We start from the raw sequence: 14,362 nt of genomic DNA on the forward strand, positions 1-14,362 counted from the left end.
CCGGCCGTCGCCAAGCGACCAGGTCCCCGAACCGAGCCTCGCGTCAGAGGCGCAGGGTCTCGCCGTGCTCCGGCACCAGGACGGGCCGCTCCGTGCCGACGCGCAGCGCGCCGAGGCTGAAGGCCGGCAAGGGGGAGGCCGGCGACTCGGCCGCCGCGCGCCGCGCGAGGCTCTGCTCCCGCTCGGCGATCAGGGCCTCGCCCAGCGCCGGCTCGGTGACCAGCGAGACGTAGCGCTGCTCGTGGCGAAGCACGAAGCCGAGCGAGACGAGGTGGCCGAGGCGCTCGCGATCCGCCTCCGGCACCCGCGGCTCGGAGACCGGCATCTGCACCGAATCGAGCACCCGGGCGAGGTCCGGCGCGAGCAGGCAGGCGCCGACCTTGGCGCAGCGCCGCGTGTCGGTGACCTGGAGCCAGCCGCCGCCGAGGCGCTGCAGGCTCAGCCGCGGCGGCCCGCCCGGGGCCGCCCAAGCCTCGGTCCAGGCCTGGACCTGCCGGTCGAGGGCCGCCACGAGGTCGGGCGCGTCCATGAACTCGGTGCGGTACTCGCCGAAGAAGTGCAGGGCGATCCGCTCCGCGTAATCCCCGTAGAGTTCGTAATAGGCCTGCCAGGCCCGCAGGCCGGTGATGCCGAACCGCTCCGGCTCGTTGTGGTAGGGCGAGTAGCGGGAGATCCGGATCGGGCCCCAGCGGGTCGGCGGCCGCAGGTGCTCCAGGAGCGGCAGCAGCGGCAGCATCTCCTCGTAATCCGCGCGCGTCTCGCCCGGGATCGCGGTCAGGATGTTCCAGATCACGCGCAGGGAGCGGGTCGTGGCGTCGCGCAGGACGCGGATGTTGTCGATCCCGCTCACCCCCTTGTCCATGCTCTTGAGGATCCGGGTCGAGAAGGACTCGATCCCGGGCTGGATCTCGAAGATGCCGGCGCGCACGAAGCGGTCGAGATCCTCGGGCCGGATCGGCGACTTCACCTCGTAGCTGAGCGCGCAGGGCGTGCCGCGCTCGGCGAGCGCGTCGAGCACGCCCTTCGGGAAGTCCTTCGCCATGATGTTGTCGCTGGCGTAGAACTTTCCGACCCCGTAGCGCCCGATCAGTCCCTCGAGCTCGCTCACGACCCGCTCCGGGGACTTGGCGCGGTACTGCGTGCCGGGGAAGTTGTAGCCGCAGAAGGTGCAGGTCTTCTTGTCGCCCCACCAGCAGCCGCGCGAGGATTCGAAGATCAGGAAGTGCGGCGCCGTCGCGGCGACCGGGTCGGTCGCCTTCAGGGGTGCGAGTTCGGCGAAGTAATCGTCGTAATCGGGGGCCGGCACGTCGTCGAGGCGGGGAATGCCGCGCCCGCGGATGATCCGGGTCGCGGGCAGGGTGCCCTCGTCCACGAGCCTGCGGCAGAAGCGCGGGAACTCGATGTCCGACTCGCCCGAGAACACGGCGTCGAACACGCCCGTCAGCTCGATCAGCGCGCTGCCGATCGGCTCCGCCGCGTTGGCGCCCCCCAGCACCGTCACGATGTCGGGCCGCAGCCGCTTGACCTCGCGGGCGAGGGCGATGCTCGCCATGGTCTGCTGCACCATGGTCGAGAAGCCGACGATGCGCGGCGCGCCGGCCACGAGCCGCCGCGCCGTCTCGGCGATGAAGTCCGGAATGGCCGCGACGACGCGGGCCACCTCCTCGTCCTCCGGCGCGGCCGGGCGCACGAGCTGGCGCAGCTTGGCGTCGGCCTCCGCGTCCTGCCGCAGCAGGGCGAGGATGCGCTCCAGCGCCTCCGCCTTCTCCGGGAAGGCTGCCCCGAGGAAGATCGCCTCGCCGATCAGCGTGCGCGAGCCGGCGATGCGGGCGCAGAGATCGAACCCGAACCGAGCCGCGAATGCCAGATTTGCGTAGTGAACCCGCGCGGAGAGGCCAGCCCGTCGCAGAGCCGGCACAAGAACGCTCGGCCCGAGGGTCGGAATGCCGGGATAGAGAACCGGCGGCACCACCAGAAGAACCTGTTCCGAGAATGTCACAGGGGTTGCTCCGCCGCGATGGTGCCGAAGCCGACTTGTGGAGACTAACTGAAATCTTGGTAGAAAGTAAAGTCCCGCAACCTGGGATCAGTGCCGCCCGGTCACAGCCTGGGCTGTACCGCGCGCAGGATCGCCTGCGTGCTGTCGATGAACTGGAGCGCTTGGCGTGTCTTCCCGGCCGCGAGCGGGGAACGCGAGCAGGTATCGGACAACTCTCCGAGCCGGCGGCGCTCGGTGTCGAGGATCTTGAGCGCGTTCTCGACGGCGAAGCGCAGCACGCTGCGCAGCGATTCGTCGTCGCCGAAATCCGTGATCTCGCCCTCGATGGTGATGAGCGATTCGTATCCCTTCAGCTCGTCGGAGATCTGCATGAGCGAGCGCAGGGTCGAGCGCAGGCAATCCCCGTCCGGGGCGGACAGGTCCGGGCTCTGGGCCGAGCGCGCGACGTCGCTGAGCACGGCGGTGAACAGGGGCTTGATCCGCGCGACGCTGGCGAGGTCCCCGTCCGAGAGCACCCGCGCGACCGCGCCGGGCGGGAGCGCGAGGAGCAGGAGGGCCGCCAGCGCGGCGGGCCGCGGCGGCCGGGCGGGTCGGGCCCGCCGCCGATCTGCGCCAAGTGCACTCCGCATCGCGGACTCCTCCCGGGCACTCTGTCCCAGTCCGGACCGGGTCCGGCAAGGTTCAGGGTGGTCACGGGGCGAAATTCTACTACACTCGGCCGCGCGTGTACCGGCCATCCGGAGGAGATTCCGCGCGGCGCCGCAACGGCGATTGCGGGCCGTCTCTGCGGCCGGGAGCGACCCGGTCCGGGCGAGGCGCCGTGAGTCCATTGCCGTGAGTTCCTTGCCGTGAGCCCCTCGCCGTGAGTCCCTCGCCATGAGTTCATCCCCGCAGCGGGCATTCCGGCCGATCGCGCTCGAGCGCGCCGCCTCGCCCGAGCAGCTCGACCACCTCGTCCGCATCACCAAGCCCGCCGACTGGATCCTCGCCGGCACGGTGGCGCTGCTGCTCGTCTCGGCCCTGACCTGGAGCGTGGTCGGGCGCGTGCCGACGCGCGCGGCCGGCGAGGGCATCCTGGTGAGCGTCGGCGGGCGCGTGGTCGACGCGGTCTCGGCCGCCTCGGGCCGGCTCGCGGCGATCGAGGTGGCGGCCGGCGACCGGGTCGTCCAGGGCCAGCCGGTGGCCCGCATCGCCCAGACCGACATCGAGGAGCGCCACCGCGCCGCCGTCGAGGTCCATCGCGAGCGCGAGCGCGAGCACGCCACCCTGCGGGCCAAGGTCAAGGACGAACTCGCCGCCAAGGCCCGCAACTTCGCCAAGTTGGAGGAGGCCTTCGACCAGATCGTCCACGCCACCGATCAGCGCATCGAGTATCTGTCGACCGAGGTAAGGAACCTGGAGACGCTGCTCGGCAAGGGCATCACCACGCGCCGGGTGGTCGAGGACCGGCGCCGCGAGCTGACGGAGGCGCGCCAGCGGCGCGAGGACGCGCAGAACGAGGTGCTGAAGCTGCGCACCCAGAAGACCGATCTGGAGACCCAGCGCGAGCGCGAATTGCAGGACTCGCAGTTCCGCCTCAACGATACCCGCCGCCAGATGGAGCAGCTCGCCGGGGAGCTCGGCCGCAACACCCAGGTGCTCAGCCCGATCGACGGGCGGGTCCTGGAGGTCAAGGTCTCGCCGGGCTCCGTCCTCACGGTCGGCATGCCGGTGATCGCGGTCGAGAGCGAGGGCAAGGCGCTGGAGGCGGTGGTCTACATCCCGGCCGACAAGGGCAAGACCGTGAAGCCCGGCATGGAGACCCGGCTCGAGCCCAGCACCGTCAAGCGCGAGGAATACGGCACCCTGGTCGGCAGCGTGGTGTCGATCTCCGACTTCCCGATCACCCCACAGGGCATGGCGGCGGTGCTGCACAACGACCGCCTGGTGAGCCGCTTCTCGCAGGAGGGCGCGCCCTACGCGGCCCTGGTGCGGCTGCAGCCCGACCCCGCGACGGCGAGCGGCTACGCCTGGGCGGTGGGGCGGGGCCCGGACCTGCGCCTGACCAGCGGCACGCTGGTGCGGGCCGAGATCACCACGCGCCAGCACCGCCCGCTCGACCTCGTCGTGCCGATGCTCAAGCGCCTCACCGGCCTCGCCGGGTAAAGCCGGATGAGCGCCGCCGCCCTGCGCCGCCTGCTGCCCTGGCCCGGCCGGGGCCGCCCGCCCGCCACCCCGACCGTGCTTCAGATGGAGGCGGTGGAGTGCGGGGCCGCGGCGCTCGCCATGGTGCTCGCCCATCACGGCGCCTTCGTGCCCCTGGAGCAGCTGCGGGTGGCCTGCGGGGTCTCCCGCGACGGCAGCAAGGCCAGCAACATCGTCAAGGCGGCGCGGGGCTTCGGGCTCGCCGCCAAGGGCTTCCGCAAGGAGCCGACGACCCTGCACGACCTGCCGATGCCTTGCATCATCCACTGGAACTTCAACCACTTCGTGGTGCTGGAGGGGATCCGCGGGGAGCACGCCTTCATCAACGACCCGGCCATGGGGCGCCGCCGCGTCACCATGCAGGAACTCGACCTCGCCTTCACGGGCGTCGCCCTCGCCATGGAGCCGACCGAGGAGTTCCGCCGGATCGGCCGCAAGCCGCAGGGCTTCCGGCTGCTCCTGCGCGAACTCGGCGCCTCCCGCGCGGCGGTCGGCCTGCTCGTCGCGGTGAGCCTCGCGCTGATCGTCCCGGGCATCCTGATCCCGGGCTTCACCAAGATCTTCATCGACGAGATCCTGATCCAGAACACCCCGGGCTGGCTGACGCCGCTGCTGATCGGGATGGGCCTCACCGCCCTGTTCCGGGCCGGCGTCACCGCCCTGCAGCTGTCGCTGATGACGCGGCTGCAGACGAAGCTCGCCGTGGTGATGACCAGCCGCTTCCTCTGGCACGTCCTCGCGCTGCCGATGGAGTTCTTCGCCCAGCGCCACGCCGGCGACATCGCCAACCGGGTCTCCACCAACGAGCAGATCGCGCGCCTGCTCTCGGGCGGCCTCGTCAGCAACGCGCTCTCCCTGACCTCCCTGGTCTTCTTCGCCGCCGCGATGGCGGTCTACGACCTGCTCCTGGCGGTGATCGGCGTGGCGCTGTCCCTGCTCAACGTGCTCGCCCTCCACCTGATCGGGCGGCGCCGCGAGGATCTCAGCCGCAGCCTCGCCATGGAGCGCGGCAAGCTCCTGGGCAGCACGATCGGGGCGGTGCGCACCATCGAGACCCTCAAGGCGAGCGGGCTGGAGGACGAGGCCTTCGGGCACTGGGCCGGCATCCAGGCCCGCGCCCTCAACGCCGAGCAGGAGCTCGGCGCCACCTCGGCCTGGCTCGACACGGTGCCGACCCTGCTCTCCGGCCTCACCACGGCGGCGATCCTGGGCATCGGCGGCCTGCGGGTCACCGAGGGTTCGCTGACCCTCGGCGGCCTCATCGCCTTCCAGTCGCTGATGGCGAGCTTCTCCGAGCCGATCACGGCCCTGGTCGGCCAGATCGGCAGCATCCAGATCATCAAGGGCGGGCTGGAGCGCCTCGACGACGTCTACAACTACCCGGTCGAGCGGCCGGAGCCGGATCCCGCCCTGCCGCCGCCGCCGCCGCGGCTCGTCGGGCGGGTCGAACTGGTCGGCGTGTCCTTCGGCTACGCGATCCTGGAGCCGCCCCTGCTGCAGGATGTCTCGATCACCATCGAGCCGGGCAGCCGCGTCGCCCTGGTCGGCCTCTCGGGGAGCGGCAAGTCGACCCTCGGGCGGCTGATCTGCGGGCTCAACCGGCCCTGGTCGGGGGAGGTGCGCCTCGACGGGCGGCGCCTCGCCGACATCCCGCCGGAGGTCTTCGCCCAGTCGGTCGCCTACGTCGACCAGGACATCGTCCTGTTCGAGGGCAGCGTGCGGGACAACCTCACCCTCTGGGACCCGACCGTGCCCGAGCCCGACCTCTCGCTGGCCCTCAAGGACGCGGCGGTCCACGGCGAGGTCGCGACGCGGCCCGGCAATTACGACGGCCACGTGCTGGAGGGCGGCGCGAATTTCAGCGGCGGCCAGCGCCAGCGCATCGAGATCGCCCGCGCCCTGGTGCAGAACCCCTCCGTCCTCGTCCTCGACGAGGCCACGGCCGCCCTCGATCCGGTGACGGAGAAGATCATCGACGACAACCTGAGGCGGCGCGGCTGCACCTGCATCATCATCGCGCACCGGCTCAGCACGATCCGCGACTGCGACGAGATCATCGTGCTGGAGCGCGGGCGCATCGCCGAGCGCGGCCGGCACGAGGAACTCCTCGCCCGGGAGGGCGCCTACGCGGCGCTCCTGGCCCAGTCGTGAGCGAGCCGCTTGCGAAGGGCGGGCTCGCCCTGGTCGGGCCGGCCGGCGCCCAAGCGCCGCTCCCCGCGGCGCCAGTTCCCGCCCAAGCGCCGCTCCCCGCGGCGCCAGTTCCCGCCGAGGCGCCGCTCCCCGCCGCGGCGCCAGTTCCCGCCGAGGCGCCTGCCCAACCCCTCGACGGGCGCCGGCCGGAGCGCCTCGCCTCCCTCGGCGCGCCGCTCGTCGTGGCGAGCGGGCACGCCGACCTGTTCGCGCTGCGCAGCCGCGACGGCGCCGTCGCGGGCCCGCGCCGGCACCTGCTGCGAATCGAGAGCGGCGGGATCATCCTGCCGGTCCCCGCCGACGCGGGCGCGGGCGGCGAGCGCCTGGAGATCACCGCGGTCGGCACGCCCGGCACCGCGGTGCGCGAGGCGGCGCAGGCCGAGATCGGGCCCCTCTGCGAGGGCTGGGTCCTGGGCCTCGCGGCGCTGGTCGCGGGTCCGCACCCGGCCTGGGACATCCGGGAGGCCGCTTCCGGCGAGGCGCTGGAGCCCGGGGAGCGGCGGCGGGGGCCGGCCCGGTCCCTGCGCTGGGTCGTCGTCGAGGAGGGGAGCGCGGCGATCGCCGGCCAGGCCCCCGCCTACCGGCCGGGCGACCCGCCGGCCCCCCTCGGGGCCGGCCTCTGGGCCCAGGCCGGGCCGGAGGGCTGCCGGCTCTCACCCTGCGCGGCCCCGGAGGGCGACCTCCTGGCCCTGGCCGTCGACCGCTTCCACCGCGCCGCCGCCGCCGCCCTGCACGGGGAGGCCGCCGGCCAGCCGACCCGCGACGCCGCGCGGCTCGCCCGCCGCGCCGACCTCGACGCCGCCCGCGCGGCCGAGCTGTTCGGGCGCCTCGGGAGCATCGTGGTGCGCCGGGACGCCCCGCCCGCCGCGGTCGATCCCGAGGACCCGCTGATGGCGGCCTGCGCCCTCGTGGCCGGGACCATGGCGGCGCCGCTCACCCGCCCGGCCGGCCGGGTGCGGACCGCGCGGGACTACCGCGACGTGGTCGAGATCGCCCGCGCCTCGCGGCTGCGGGTCCGCCGCGTCCTGCTGCGGGCGGAGTGGTGGCGGCAGGATGCCGGGCCGCTCCTGGCGTGGCGGGGCGAGGCGGGCGCGCCCGTGGCGCTCCTGCGCGAGCGCCGCGCCTACCTGATGGTGGATCCCGCCACCGGGGAGCGGCGGCGGGTCGACGCGGCGCTCGCCGCCGAGCTCGGCCCGGAGGCGGCGGGCTTCTACCCGACGCTGCCCGGCCGCGCCCTGAGCTTCCGCGACCTCCTCGCCTTCGCGGCCCGGCGGGCCAGGGGCAACCTCGCCTCGGTCGCGGTGCCGGCGGTGCTGATGGGGCTCCTCACCCTGGTCGTGCCGCTGATCACCCAGGCGCTCGTCAATTCCGCGATCCCGCGCAGCGAACTCGACCAGATCACGGTCTGCGCGATCGCGCTCGCGGTCACGGCGCTGGCGGCGGCCGCCGTGCAGGCCGCCGAGAGCCTCGCGATGCTGCGCCTGGAGGGGCTGATCGACTGGACGCTGCAGGCCGCGATGATCGACCGGCTGCTGCGCCTGCGCGCCGCCCTGTTCCGCGACCACACCGTGGGCGACCTCGTCGACCGGGCGATGGGGATCGACGCGGTGCGCCGCCTCCTCACCGGGCGCACCCTGCGCAGCCTGCTCGCCGGGATGTTCGGCCTGTTCAGCATCGCCCTGATGCTGGTCTACGACCCCGTGCTGGCGCTGATCGCGGTCGCGCTCGCGCTCCTGCGCGGGGTCCTGATCCTGGCGGCGAGCGGGTTGCGCCTCTACCACGAGAGCCGCGCCTTCAACGGCCAGGGCCGGGTTCAGGGCTTCGTGCTCCAGCTCTTCGCCGGGATCGGCAAGCTGCGGGTGGCCGGCGCCACCGTGCGGGCGCTCGCGGTGTGGTCGCGGCTGTTCACGGAGCAGAAGGGCCACTTCCTGGCGGCCCAGCGGATCGCCAACGGGCTCAGCATCGCGGAGACCGCCCTCCCGACGCTCGCGACGCTCGCGATCTTCGCCGCGGCCTCGACCCTCGGCAGCACGCTGACCCAGAATCTCGGCGCCTTCCTCGGCTTCTTCGCCGCCTTCGGCCAGACGATGGGGGCGATCGGGGCCTTCGCGGCGGGCCTGAGCGAGGCGCTGGTGGCGATCCCGCACCTCACGCGGATGCGGCCGCTCCTCGCCGCGGAGGCGGAGATCGCCGACGACCGCAAGCCCCCGGGCGACCTCTCGGGCGCGATCGAGGTCTCGCGCCTGACCTTCCGCTACGGCGCCTCCGGCCCGCCCGTGCTCGACGCGGTGTCGCTGCGGATCGCGGCCGGCGAGTACGTGGCGATCGTCGGGCCCTCCGGCAGCGGCAAATCCTCGCTCCTGCGCCTGCTGCTCGGCTTCGAGGCGCCGGAATCCGGCGCCGTCTTCTACGACGGCAAGGCGCTCGACACCCTCGACGTCAGCGCCGTGCGCCGCCAGCTCGGGGTCGTGCTCCAGAACGGCCGGCTCACCACCGGCAGCCTCTACGAGAATATCTGCGGCGGCGTGCAGCTCCCCCTGGAGCAGGCCTGGGAGGCGGCCCGGATGGCGGGGCTGGAGGGGGACATCCGGGCGATGCCGATGGGCATGCACACGGTGGTGGCCGAGGGGGTGAACACGCTCTCGGGAGGCCAGCGCCAGCGCCTGCTGATCGCCCGCGCCATCGCGCGGCGGCCGCGGATCCTGCTCTTCGACGAGGCGACGAGCGCCCTCGACAACCGCTCGCAGGCGGTGGTGAGCGCCTCGCTCGGCGCCCTCAACGTCACCCGGATCGTGATCGCCCACCGGCTGAGCACGGTGCGGGAGGCCGACCGGATCGTCGTGCTGGCCGAGGGGCGCATCGTCCAGTCCGGCACCTTCGACGACCTCGCCGCCGCGCCCGGCCTGTTCGCCGACTTCGCCCGGCGCCAGCTCCTGTAGGACAGCCCGCGATGCGCAAGGTCCTCTACCTGTTCGGGATTCTCACCGACGAGGACGTCGCCTGGATCGCCCGGACCGCGACCCGGCGCGCGCTGCGCGACGGCGAGGTGCTGATCGCCGAGGGCGACCGCACCCGATCCCTGATCCTGATCCTCGACGGCGTGCTGGCCGTCACCGCGGAGGGGCACGGCGAGATCGCGCGGCTCGGCGTCGGCGAGGTGGTGGGCGAGGTGTCGCTGGTCGATTCCGCGCCGGCCTCGGCGACGATCACGGCCCGCGGTCCGGGCGCGGCGCTCTTCCTCGACCGGGAGGTGCTGCAGCGCCGGCTCGACGCCGATACCGGCTTCGCCGCGCGCTTCTACCGGGCGCTGGCGATGTTCCTGGCCGACCGCCTGCGCGCGGCCCGCCCGCCGCGGCCCGGGATCGGCCTCGCCGACGACGGCGCCCTCTCGCCCGACGAGCTCGACCCCGCCATCATGGACACGGTCTTCGTGGCGGGCGAGCGCTTCAACCGCATGATCGGGCTCCTCGACGCGCGCCCGTGAGGCGGGCCCCGCTGGCGGCCGGAGCGGGGGTCGTCCGCCGCCCGTCCGGCACGGCCAACCCCATCGGTCAGGCGAGACCCGGATCAGACCCGCCGCACGGCGAGCGCCACGTCGGTGACGAAGGGCGGCGGCTCGATCTCGGTCGCCACCCCGTCGCGCGCCGTCACCTCCCGGCGGCCGCACGGCCGGCCGGCCCGCGTGTCCCAGGCGGTGAGGGCGTAGCGCCCGGCTCGCAGGCCCGGCAGCGAGAGGCGGATGCCGAGGGGCGCCGCGTCCCGGCGCAAGCGGCCGTCCGGCGCCAGGGAATCGGCGCGCAGGCACCAGATCACGGCCTGCTCCGCGTCGCCGCAGGCGAAGAGGGCCGCGCCCGGCCCGGGATCGCCGAGGTCCCCGCTCAGGTTGCGGCGCCGGAAGCGGCGCCAGTCGATCAGGGGCAGGAAGCCGGAAAGGCCGCGCTGGGCCGCGCGCATCCCGGCCGTCAGGCTGTGCGGGTGGCGGTTCGGCCAGCGCATCCCGCCGCCGGCCCCGCCGCTCGCCAGGTGCGCCCATTGCATGTGGCGGAAATACTCGTCGTCGAACGGCTCCGGCAGGGTGAGGCGCCGGTCCTTGAAGCTGTGGATCGGGCCGTGCTCGCTGTCGAGGAAGGGCCGGCCGTCGCGGATCTGCGCCAGGCCCTCGCGCACGATCCGCCCCATCGCGATCGCCGGCTCGACGGTGTTGCGCGGATCGTCGATCGTGCCCTCGGCGTAGATGTGCAGCGTCGCGAAATCGAGGTCGGGGTGGCGGAAGATCGGCTCCTCCAGCCCCAGATGGGGCCGCCAGCCCAGCTCGGGTCCGAACAGCGACACGGTCTGCGGATGCGCGCGCCCGTAGAGCCTCGTCTCCAGGGCGCGCACGTGCCGGCTCAGATCCGCGATGAAGGGCGCGAACCCCTCCGCCGAACCCTCCGCATGGGCCGGGTGGATCTCGTTCCAGAGGTCCCAGGCGAAGAGCGCGCCCGAGCCGCCCCAGCGCGCGACCGCGAAGGCGAGCCGGTTCTTGATCGCCTCCCGCACCTGCGGGTCGAGCAGGAACCGCGACGGCTCCGCGAGCGGGCCCCCGTGGCGCCGGTTGTAGGGATGGCGGTGCCAGTGCAGCCACATCCAGAACGTGTCGAAGGGCGTGAGCAGGATGCGCAGGCCGACGGTCTCGCACAGGGCGAAGAGGTCGTCCCAGAGGCGGACCATGGCCGGGACGAAGCGGCCGACCGGGCGCTCGATGTAGCGGTGGCGCACCTGCGCGTATTCGAGCATCAGGCGCAGGCAGGTGACGCCGTGATCCGCCAAGTGCCGCAGGTGGGCCTCGGCGGCGGCGAGGTCGCGGCGGCCGAACAGGCCTTCGAGCTCGTGCCAGCTGATCGCGTCGTTCTGGCCGACCGGCGTCCAGGCGGCGCCGGTCTCGGTCTCGAAATAGGGAATGCCCGGTCCGGCGACGCGGATCCAGGGCAGCCGGCCGCCGCGGGCGCCGGCCGTTCGGGCCGGCGCGGGGTCGGGTCGGGGGGAGGGCGACGGCCCGTCCGCGAGGGAGCAGTCGGGATCGAGAGCGCGGTCGTCGGTCATGCGGCCGTCATCTCGCGGGAGCGCGGGCTTGTTCCTCGCCGGGCGGCTCCGCGCGGCGCGGCGCGCGGCCCGCGCGCCTACTCGGCGGGCGGGAGCGCGGCCGCGGGCCGGCGCGGCGTCGCGCGGGGGGCCGGCTGAATCCGCTGGGCGGGTCCGCCCAGGGCCTCGTCGAGGCGGCGGAAGGTGGCGAGCGCCTGGCCGACGATCTGGTCCATGTTGTAGTAGCGGTAGGTCGCGAGCCGCCCCACGAACCAGACGTCCGCCTCCGCCCGCGCCAATCGCTCGTAGCGCTTGAACAGGGCCTGGTTCTCGGCCCGCGGCACCGGGTAGTAGGGGTCGCCCTCCGCGCACGGATACTCGTAGGTGAGCGAGGTCCGCGGGTGCTCCTGCCCGGTGAGGTGCTTGTACTCGGTGATGCGCGTGTAGGCCTCGCCCTGCGGGTAGTTCACCACCGCCACCGGCTGGTGGCAATCCGCGTCCCGGGTCACGTGCACGAAGCGCAGGGAGCGGTAGGGAAGCCGGCCGAAGCGGAAATCGAAATACTCGTCGATCGGGCCGGTATAGATCACCCGCCGGTGCGGGATCACGTCCCGCACGCTGCGGTAATCCGCGTTCGTCATGACGTGGATGTTCGGATGAGCGAGGAGCCGCTCGAACATCCGCGTGTAGCCCTGGGCCGGCATGGCCTGGAACGTGTCGGTGAAGTAGCGGTCGTCCCGGTTCGTGCGCGTGGGCACCCGCGCGGTCACCTGCCGGTCCAGTTCGGACGGGTCCAGCCCCCATTGCTTGCGCGTGTAGCCGCGGAAGAACTTCTCGTAGAGATCGCGGCCCACGGCCGAGACCACCACGTCCTCCGAGGTCCGGATCTCCGTCACCGGCTCGGCCCGCGCCGCGAACCACGCCTCCAGCTCCTCCGAGGTGAGCGAGAGGCCGTAGAGGCGGTTGACCGTGTCGAGGTTGATCGGGATCGGCACCAGCATGCCGTCCACCTGCGCCAGCACCCGGTGCTCGTAGGGCCGCCAGGCGGTGAACTGCGACAGGTAGGCGACGACCGCCTCCGCGTTGGTGTGGAAGATGTGCGGCCCGTACTGGTGGATCAGCACGCCCGCCTCGTCCAGGCGGTCGTAGGCGTTGCCGCCGACGTGGTTGCGCCGGTCGATGATGAGGACGCGCTCGCCGCGCCGGCTCGCGAGCCGCTCCGCGAGCACGCTGCCGGCGAAGCCCGCGCCCACGATCAGCCAATCGTACATGTGTCTTGACCCCTGGGCGGGAGGAGGCGTCAGGCCGGGGAGGCGGCCGAGTGCAGAAGGGCGGGGGAGGCGGCCTCGCGCCGCCGCAGGCCCGCCCGCATCAGCGCATGCATGGCTTCGTAGGTGCGATCCCACGAACCGCCCGCCAGGTGCCGGTCCACCCGCTCCAGCCACGCCTGCCGCGGCTGGGCCAGCAGCGCCTCGATCGAGAGCGCCACGCTGCGCGGCGAGTCGGCGATCGCCACGAGACCGGCCTCGCCGTAGTCGCGCAGCACGTCCAGGATCGGCGTCGAGACCACGCGCAGGCCCGCGGCCAGGAATTCCGGCGTCTTGGTCGGGCTGATGAACCGCGTCGCCTCGTTGCGCGCGAAGGGCATCAGCCCGAGATCCCAGTGGCGCAGGTAGTCGGGCAGGGCCGCGTAGGGTTTGGAGCCGAGCCAGTGGATGTTGGCCCGCCGCGGCAGGCTCTCCGGGTCGATCTTCACCACCGGCCCGATCATCACGACCTGCCAGTCCGGCCGCAGATCCGCGAGCGCGCCGAGGAGGTCGCGGTCGAGGCGCTCGTCGATGACGCCGAAGAAGCCGATGCGGGGATGCGGGATCGCGGCCTGGTCGCCGGGGTCGGGCCGGGCGGCGTCGCGGGCTTGGCGGAAATGGGCCGCGTCGACCGAGGAGGGGAAGCAGTGGACGCTGGGATGCGCCCCGCGCTTGGCCTCGTAGAGGCTGCGCCCGCCCGTGAAGACGAGGTCGGCCCGGGACAGGAGCTCGGCCTCCTGGGCGATCAGGTCGGGCGAGGCGCCGCGGAAGGCGGAGAGCTCGTCCATGTTGTCGTAGACGGTGAGGTCGCGCGGCAGCTCGGCGGAGACGCTGATCGCGGCGGGGGTGTAGTACCAGAACACCCGGGCGGCGGCCTCGCGCCGGCGCAGGTGGTCGCCGATGAGCTGGGTCTGGATCGGGTCGGCCGCGCAGGCGCGGGCGGGGTCGACGACCGGCACGGCGACGTCGATGCCCGGGGCGACCGCCTCGACCCGGAGCCGGTCGCTGCCGCCGGGCTCGAAGACCGGCTCCTCGACGAAGAGCACGTCGAAGTGCCGGGCGGCGCGGCTGAGCAGGTGCTGCGGCCGCTGCCAGACGAAGGCCCAGCGCAGGTGGGAGAAGCACACCAGCAGGCCGCGCGCCGCGCCCTCCGGCGGCAGCAAAGGGGGTTCCACAGGCTGGTCGTCCAAGAGCCCCGGCGCAGCCCCCGTGATGCTGCTGGTCAGGTGCATATCGTTCACGTCGTGCCCTTCATGCTGGTCCCGCAGGCCGACCCTCAACGCCAAAGCCGAAGGCTCGGTTCTGCGAGCGGCCAGATCTATTTTTCCCGGACCGATTAACGCAGTTGAATGTGGATGTGCTGGCTTCGGCGCAGCCGAAGAAGTCTCTTAGCCAAGGTCGATTTATGTTTATTTTGAGCCGTATCTGCGGGATCAGATCTTTCCGGTCAGCATCGCGGAACGGTGCGGCGGCGCACCGATTTGACAGGGTCGCGGGCGATCGGGCCCGGTGCGGGGCGTCGGGCGATGCTTGAACGGGGGGATGGCGGCAGCGGGCGCACCGGCCGGACCGCGGCGCCCGTGCCCGTCCCCGCGGGGCCGGCGGGCCCATGATCTGCCCG

Annotated in this window: 9 protein-coding genes; 4 read left to right on the forward strand and 5 right to left on the reverse strand. The window is 73.2% G+C overall.

Annotation, left to right across the window (positions count from 1 at the left end):
* Window positions 1-43: 43 nt before the first annotated feature.
* Together MET2598_RS0127105 and MET2598_RS0127110 are read right to left on the reverse strand one after the other, a co-directional pair.
* On the reverse strand, window positions 44-1,999 hold the full coding sequence (locus tag MET2598_RS0127105; RefSeq protein ID WP_012330098.1) for a RiPP maturation radical SAM C-methyltransferase: 1,956 nt from the start codon (window positions 1,997-1,999) through the stop codon (window positions 44-46).
* 101 nt (window positions 2,000-2,100) lie between these two features.
* Window positions 2,101-2,628 carry a hypothetical protein gene (locus MET2598_RS0127110; RefSeq protein WP_012330097.1) on the reverse strand — a complete coding sequence of 176 codons (528 nt, stop codon included), beginning with the start codon at window positions 2,626-2,628 and terminating at the stop codon, window positions 2,101-2,103.
* A 247-nt stretch (window positions 2,629-2,875) separates the two neighbouring features.
* Between MET2598_RS0127110 and MET2598_RS0127115 the strand changes: the two genes are divergently transcribed.
* Genes MET2598_RS0127115 through MET2598_RS0127130 form a run of 4 tightly spaced genes read left to right on the forward strand, consistent with a single transcriptional unit; the run spans window position 2,876 to window position 9,857 of the window.
* Window positions 2,876-4,144 carry an NHLP bacteriocin system secretion protein gene (locus MET2598_RS0127115; RefSeq protein WP_012330096.1) on the forward strand — a complete coding sequence of 423 codons (1,269 nt, stop codon included), beginning with the start codon at window positions 2,876-2,878 and terminating at the stop codon, window positions 4,142-4,144.
* A gap of 6 nt (window positions 4,145-4,150) precedes the next feature.
* A complete protein-coding gene (locus MET2598_RS0127120; protein ID WP_012330095.1) occupies window positions 4,151-6,334 on the forward strand; it encodes an NHLP family bacteriocin export ABC transporter peptidase/permease/ATPase subunit in 2,184 nt (727 codons plus the stop codon).
* The gene (locus MET2598_RS0127125; RefSeq protein WP_018263009.1) at window positions 6,331-9,312 is read left to right on the forward strand and encodes an NHLP bacteriocin export ABC transporter permease/ATPase subunit; all 2,982 of its coding nucleotides are present in this window, start codon (window positions 6,331-6,333) and stop codon (window positions 9,310-9,312) included. The genes MET2598_RS0127120 and MET2598_RS0127125 overlap by 4 nt, the downstream gene beginning before the upstream one ends.
* A gap of 11 nt (window positions 9,313-9,323) precedes the next feature.
* The gene (locus MET2598_RS0127130) at window positions 9,324-9,857 is read left to right on the forward strand and encodes a cyclic nucleotide-binding domain-containing protein (RefSeq protein ID WP_018263010.1); all 534 of its coding nucleotides are present in this window, start codon (window positions 9,324-9,326) and stop codon (window positions 9,855-9,857) included.
* A gap of 83 nt (window positions 9,858-9,940) precedes the next feature.
* On the opposite strand, the gene MET2598_RS0127135 is transcribed toward MET2598_RS0127130, so the two are convergent.
* The 3 genes from MET2598_RS0127135 to MET2598_RS0127145 all read right to left on the reverse strand — a co-directional run bounded on the left by MET2598_RS0127135 (window position 9,941) and on the right by MET2598_RS0127145 (window position 13,973).
* Window positions 9,941-11,455, reverse strand: a complete 1,515-nt coding sequence (locus tag MET2598_RS0127135; protein ID WP_018263011.1) for a hypothetical protein — start codon at window positions 11,453-11,455, stop codon at window positions 9,941-9,943.
* A gap of 77 nt (window positions 11,456-11,532) precedes the next feature.
* A complete protein-coding gene (gene glf / locus MET2598_RS0127140) occupies window positions 11,533-12,705 on the reverse strand; it encodes a UDP-galactopyranose mutase (protein WP_018263012.1) in 1,173 nt (390 codons plus the stop codon).
* 29 nt (window positions 12,706-12,734) lie between these two features.
* Window positions 12,735-13,973: a glycosyltransferase gene (locus MET2598_RS0127145; RefSeq protein ID WP_026190965.1), complete on the reverse strand. Its 1,239-nt coding sequence runs from the start codon at window positions 13,971-13,973 to the stop codon at window positions 12,735-12,737.
* Between the last annotated feature and the right edge of the window lie 389 nt (window positions 13,974-14,362).

Source organism: Methylobacterium sp. WSM2598 (assembly GCF_000379105.1).
GTDB lineage: Bacteria > Pseudomonadota > Alphaproteobacteria > Rhizobiales > Beijerinckiaceae > Methylobacterium.

What these genes read in the sequence shown, in the direction of transcription:
- MET2598_RS0127110 (WP_012330097.1), bottom strand. Translation starts at nt 2,628, where the DNA reads ATGCGGAGTGCACTTGGCGCAGATCGGCGGCGGGCCCGACCCGCCCGG.
- MET2598_RS0127115 (WP_012330096.1), top strand. Translation starts at nt 2,876, where the DNA reads ATGAGTTCATCCCCGCAGCGGGCATTCCGGCCGATCGCGCTCGAGCGC.
- MET2598_RS0127120 (WP_012330095.1), top strand. Translation starts at nt 4,151, where the DNA reads ATGAGCGCCGCCGCCCTGCGCCGCCTGCTGCCCTGGCCCGGCCGGGGC.
- MET2598_RS0127130 (WP_018263010.1), top strand. Translation starts at nt 9,324, where the DNA reads ATGCGCAAGGTCCTCTACCTGTTCGGGATTCTCACCGACGAGGACGTC.
- MET2598_RS0127135 (WP_018263011.1), bottom strand. Translation starts at nt 11,455, where the DNA reads ATGACCGACGACCGCGCTCTCGATCCCGACTGCTCCCTCGCGGACGGG.
- glf (WP_018263012.1), bottom strand. Translation starts at nt 12,705, where the DNA reads ATGTACGATTGGCTGATCGTGGGCGCGGGCTTCGCCGGCAGCGTGCTC.
- MET2598_RS0127145 (WP_026190965.1), bottom strand. Translation starts at nt 13,973, where the DNA reads ATGCACCTGACCAGCAGCATCACGGGGGCTGCGCCGGGGCTCTTGGAC.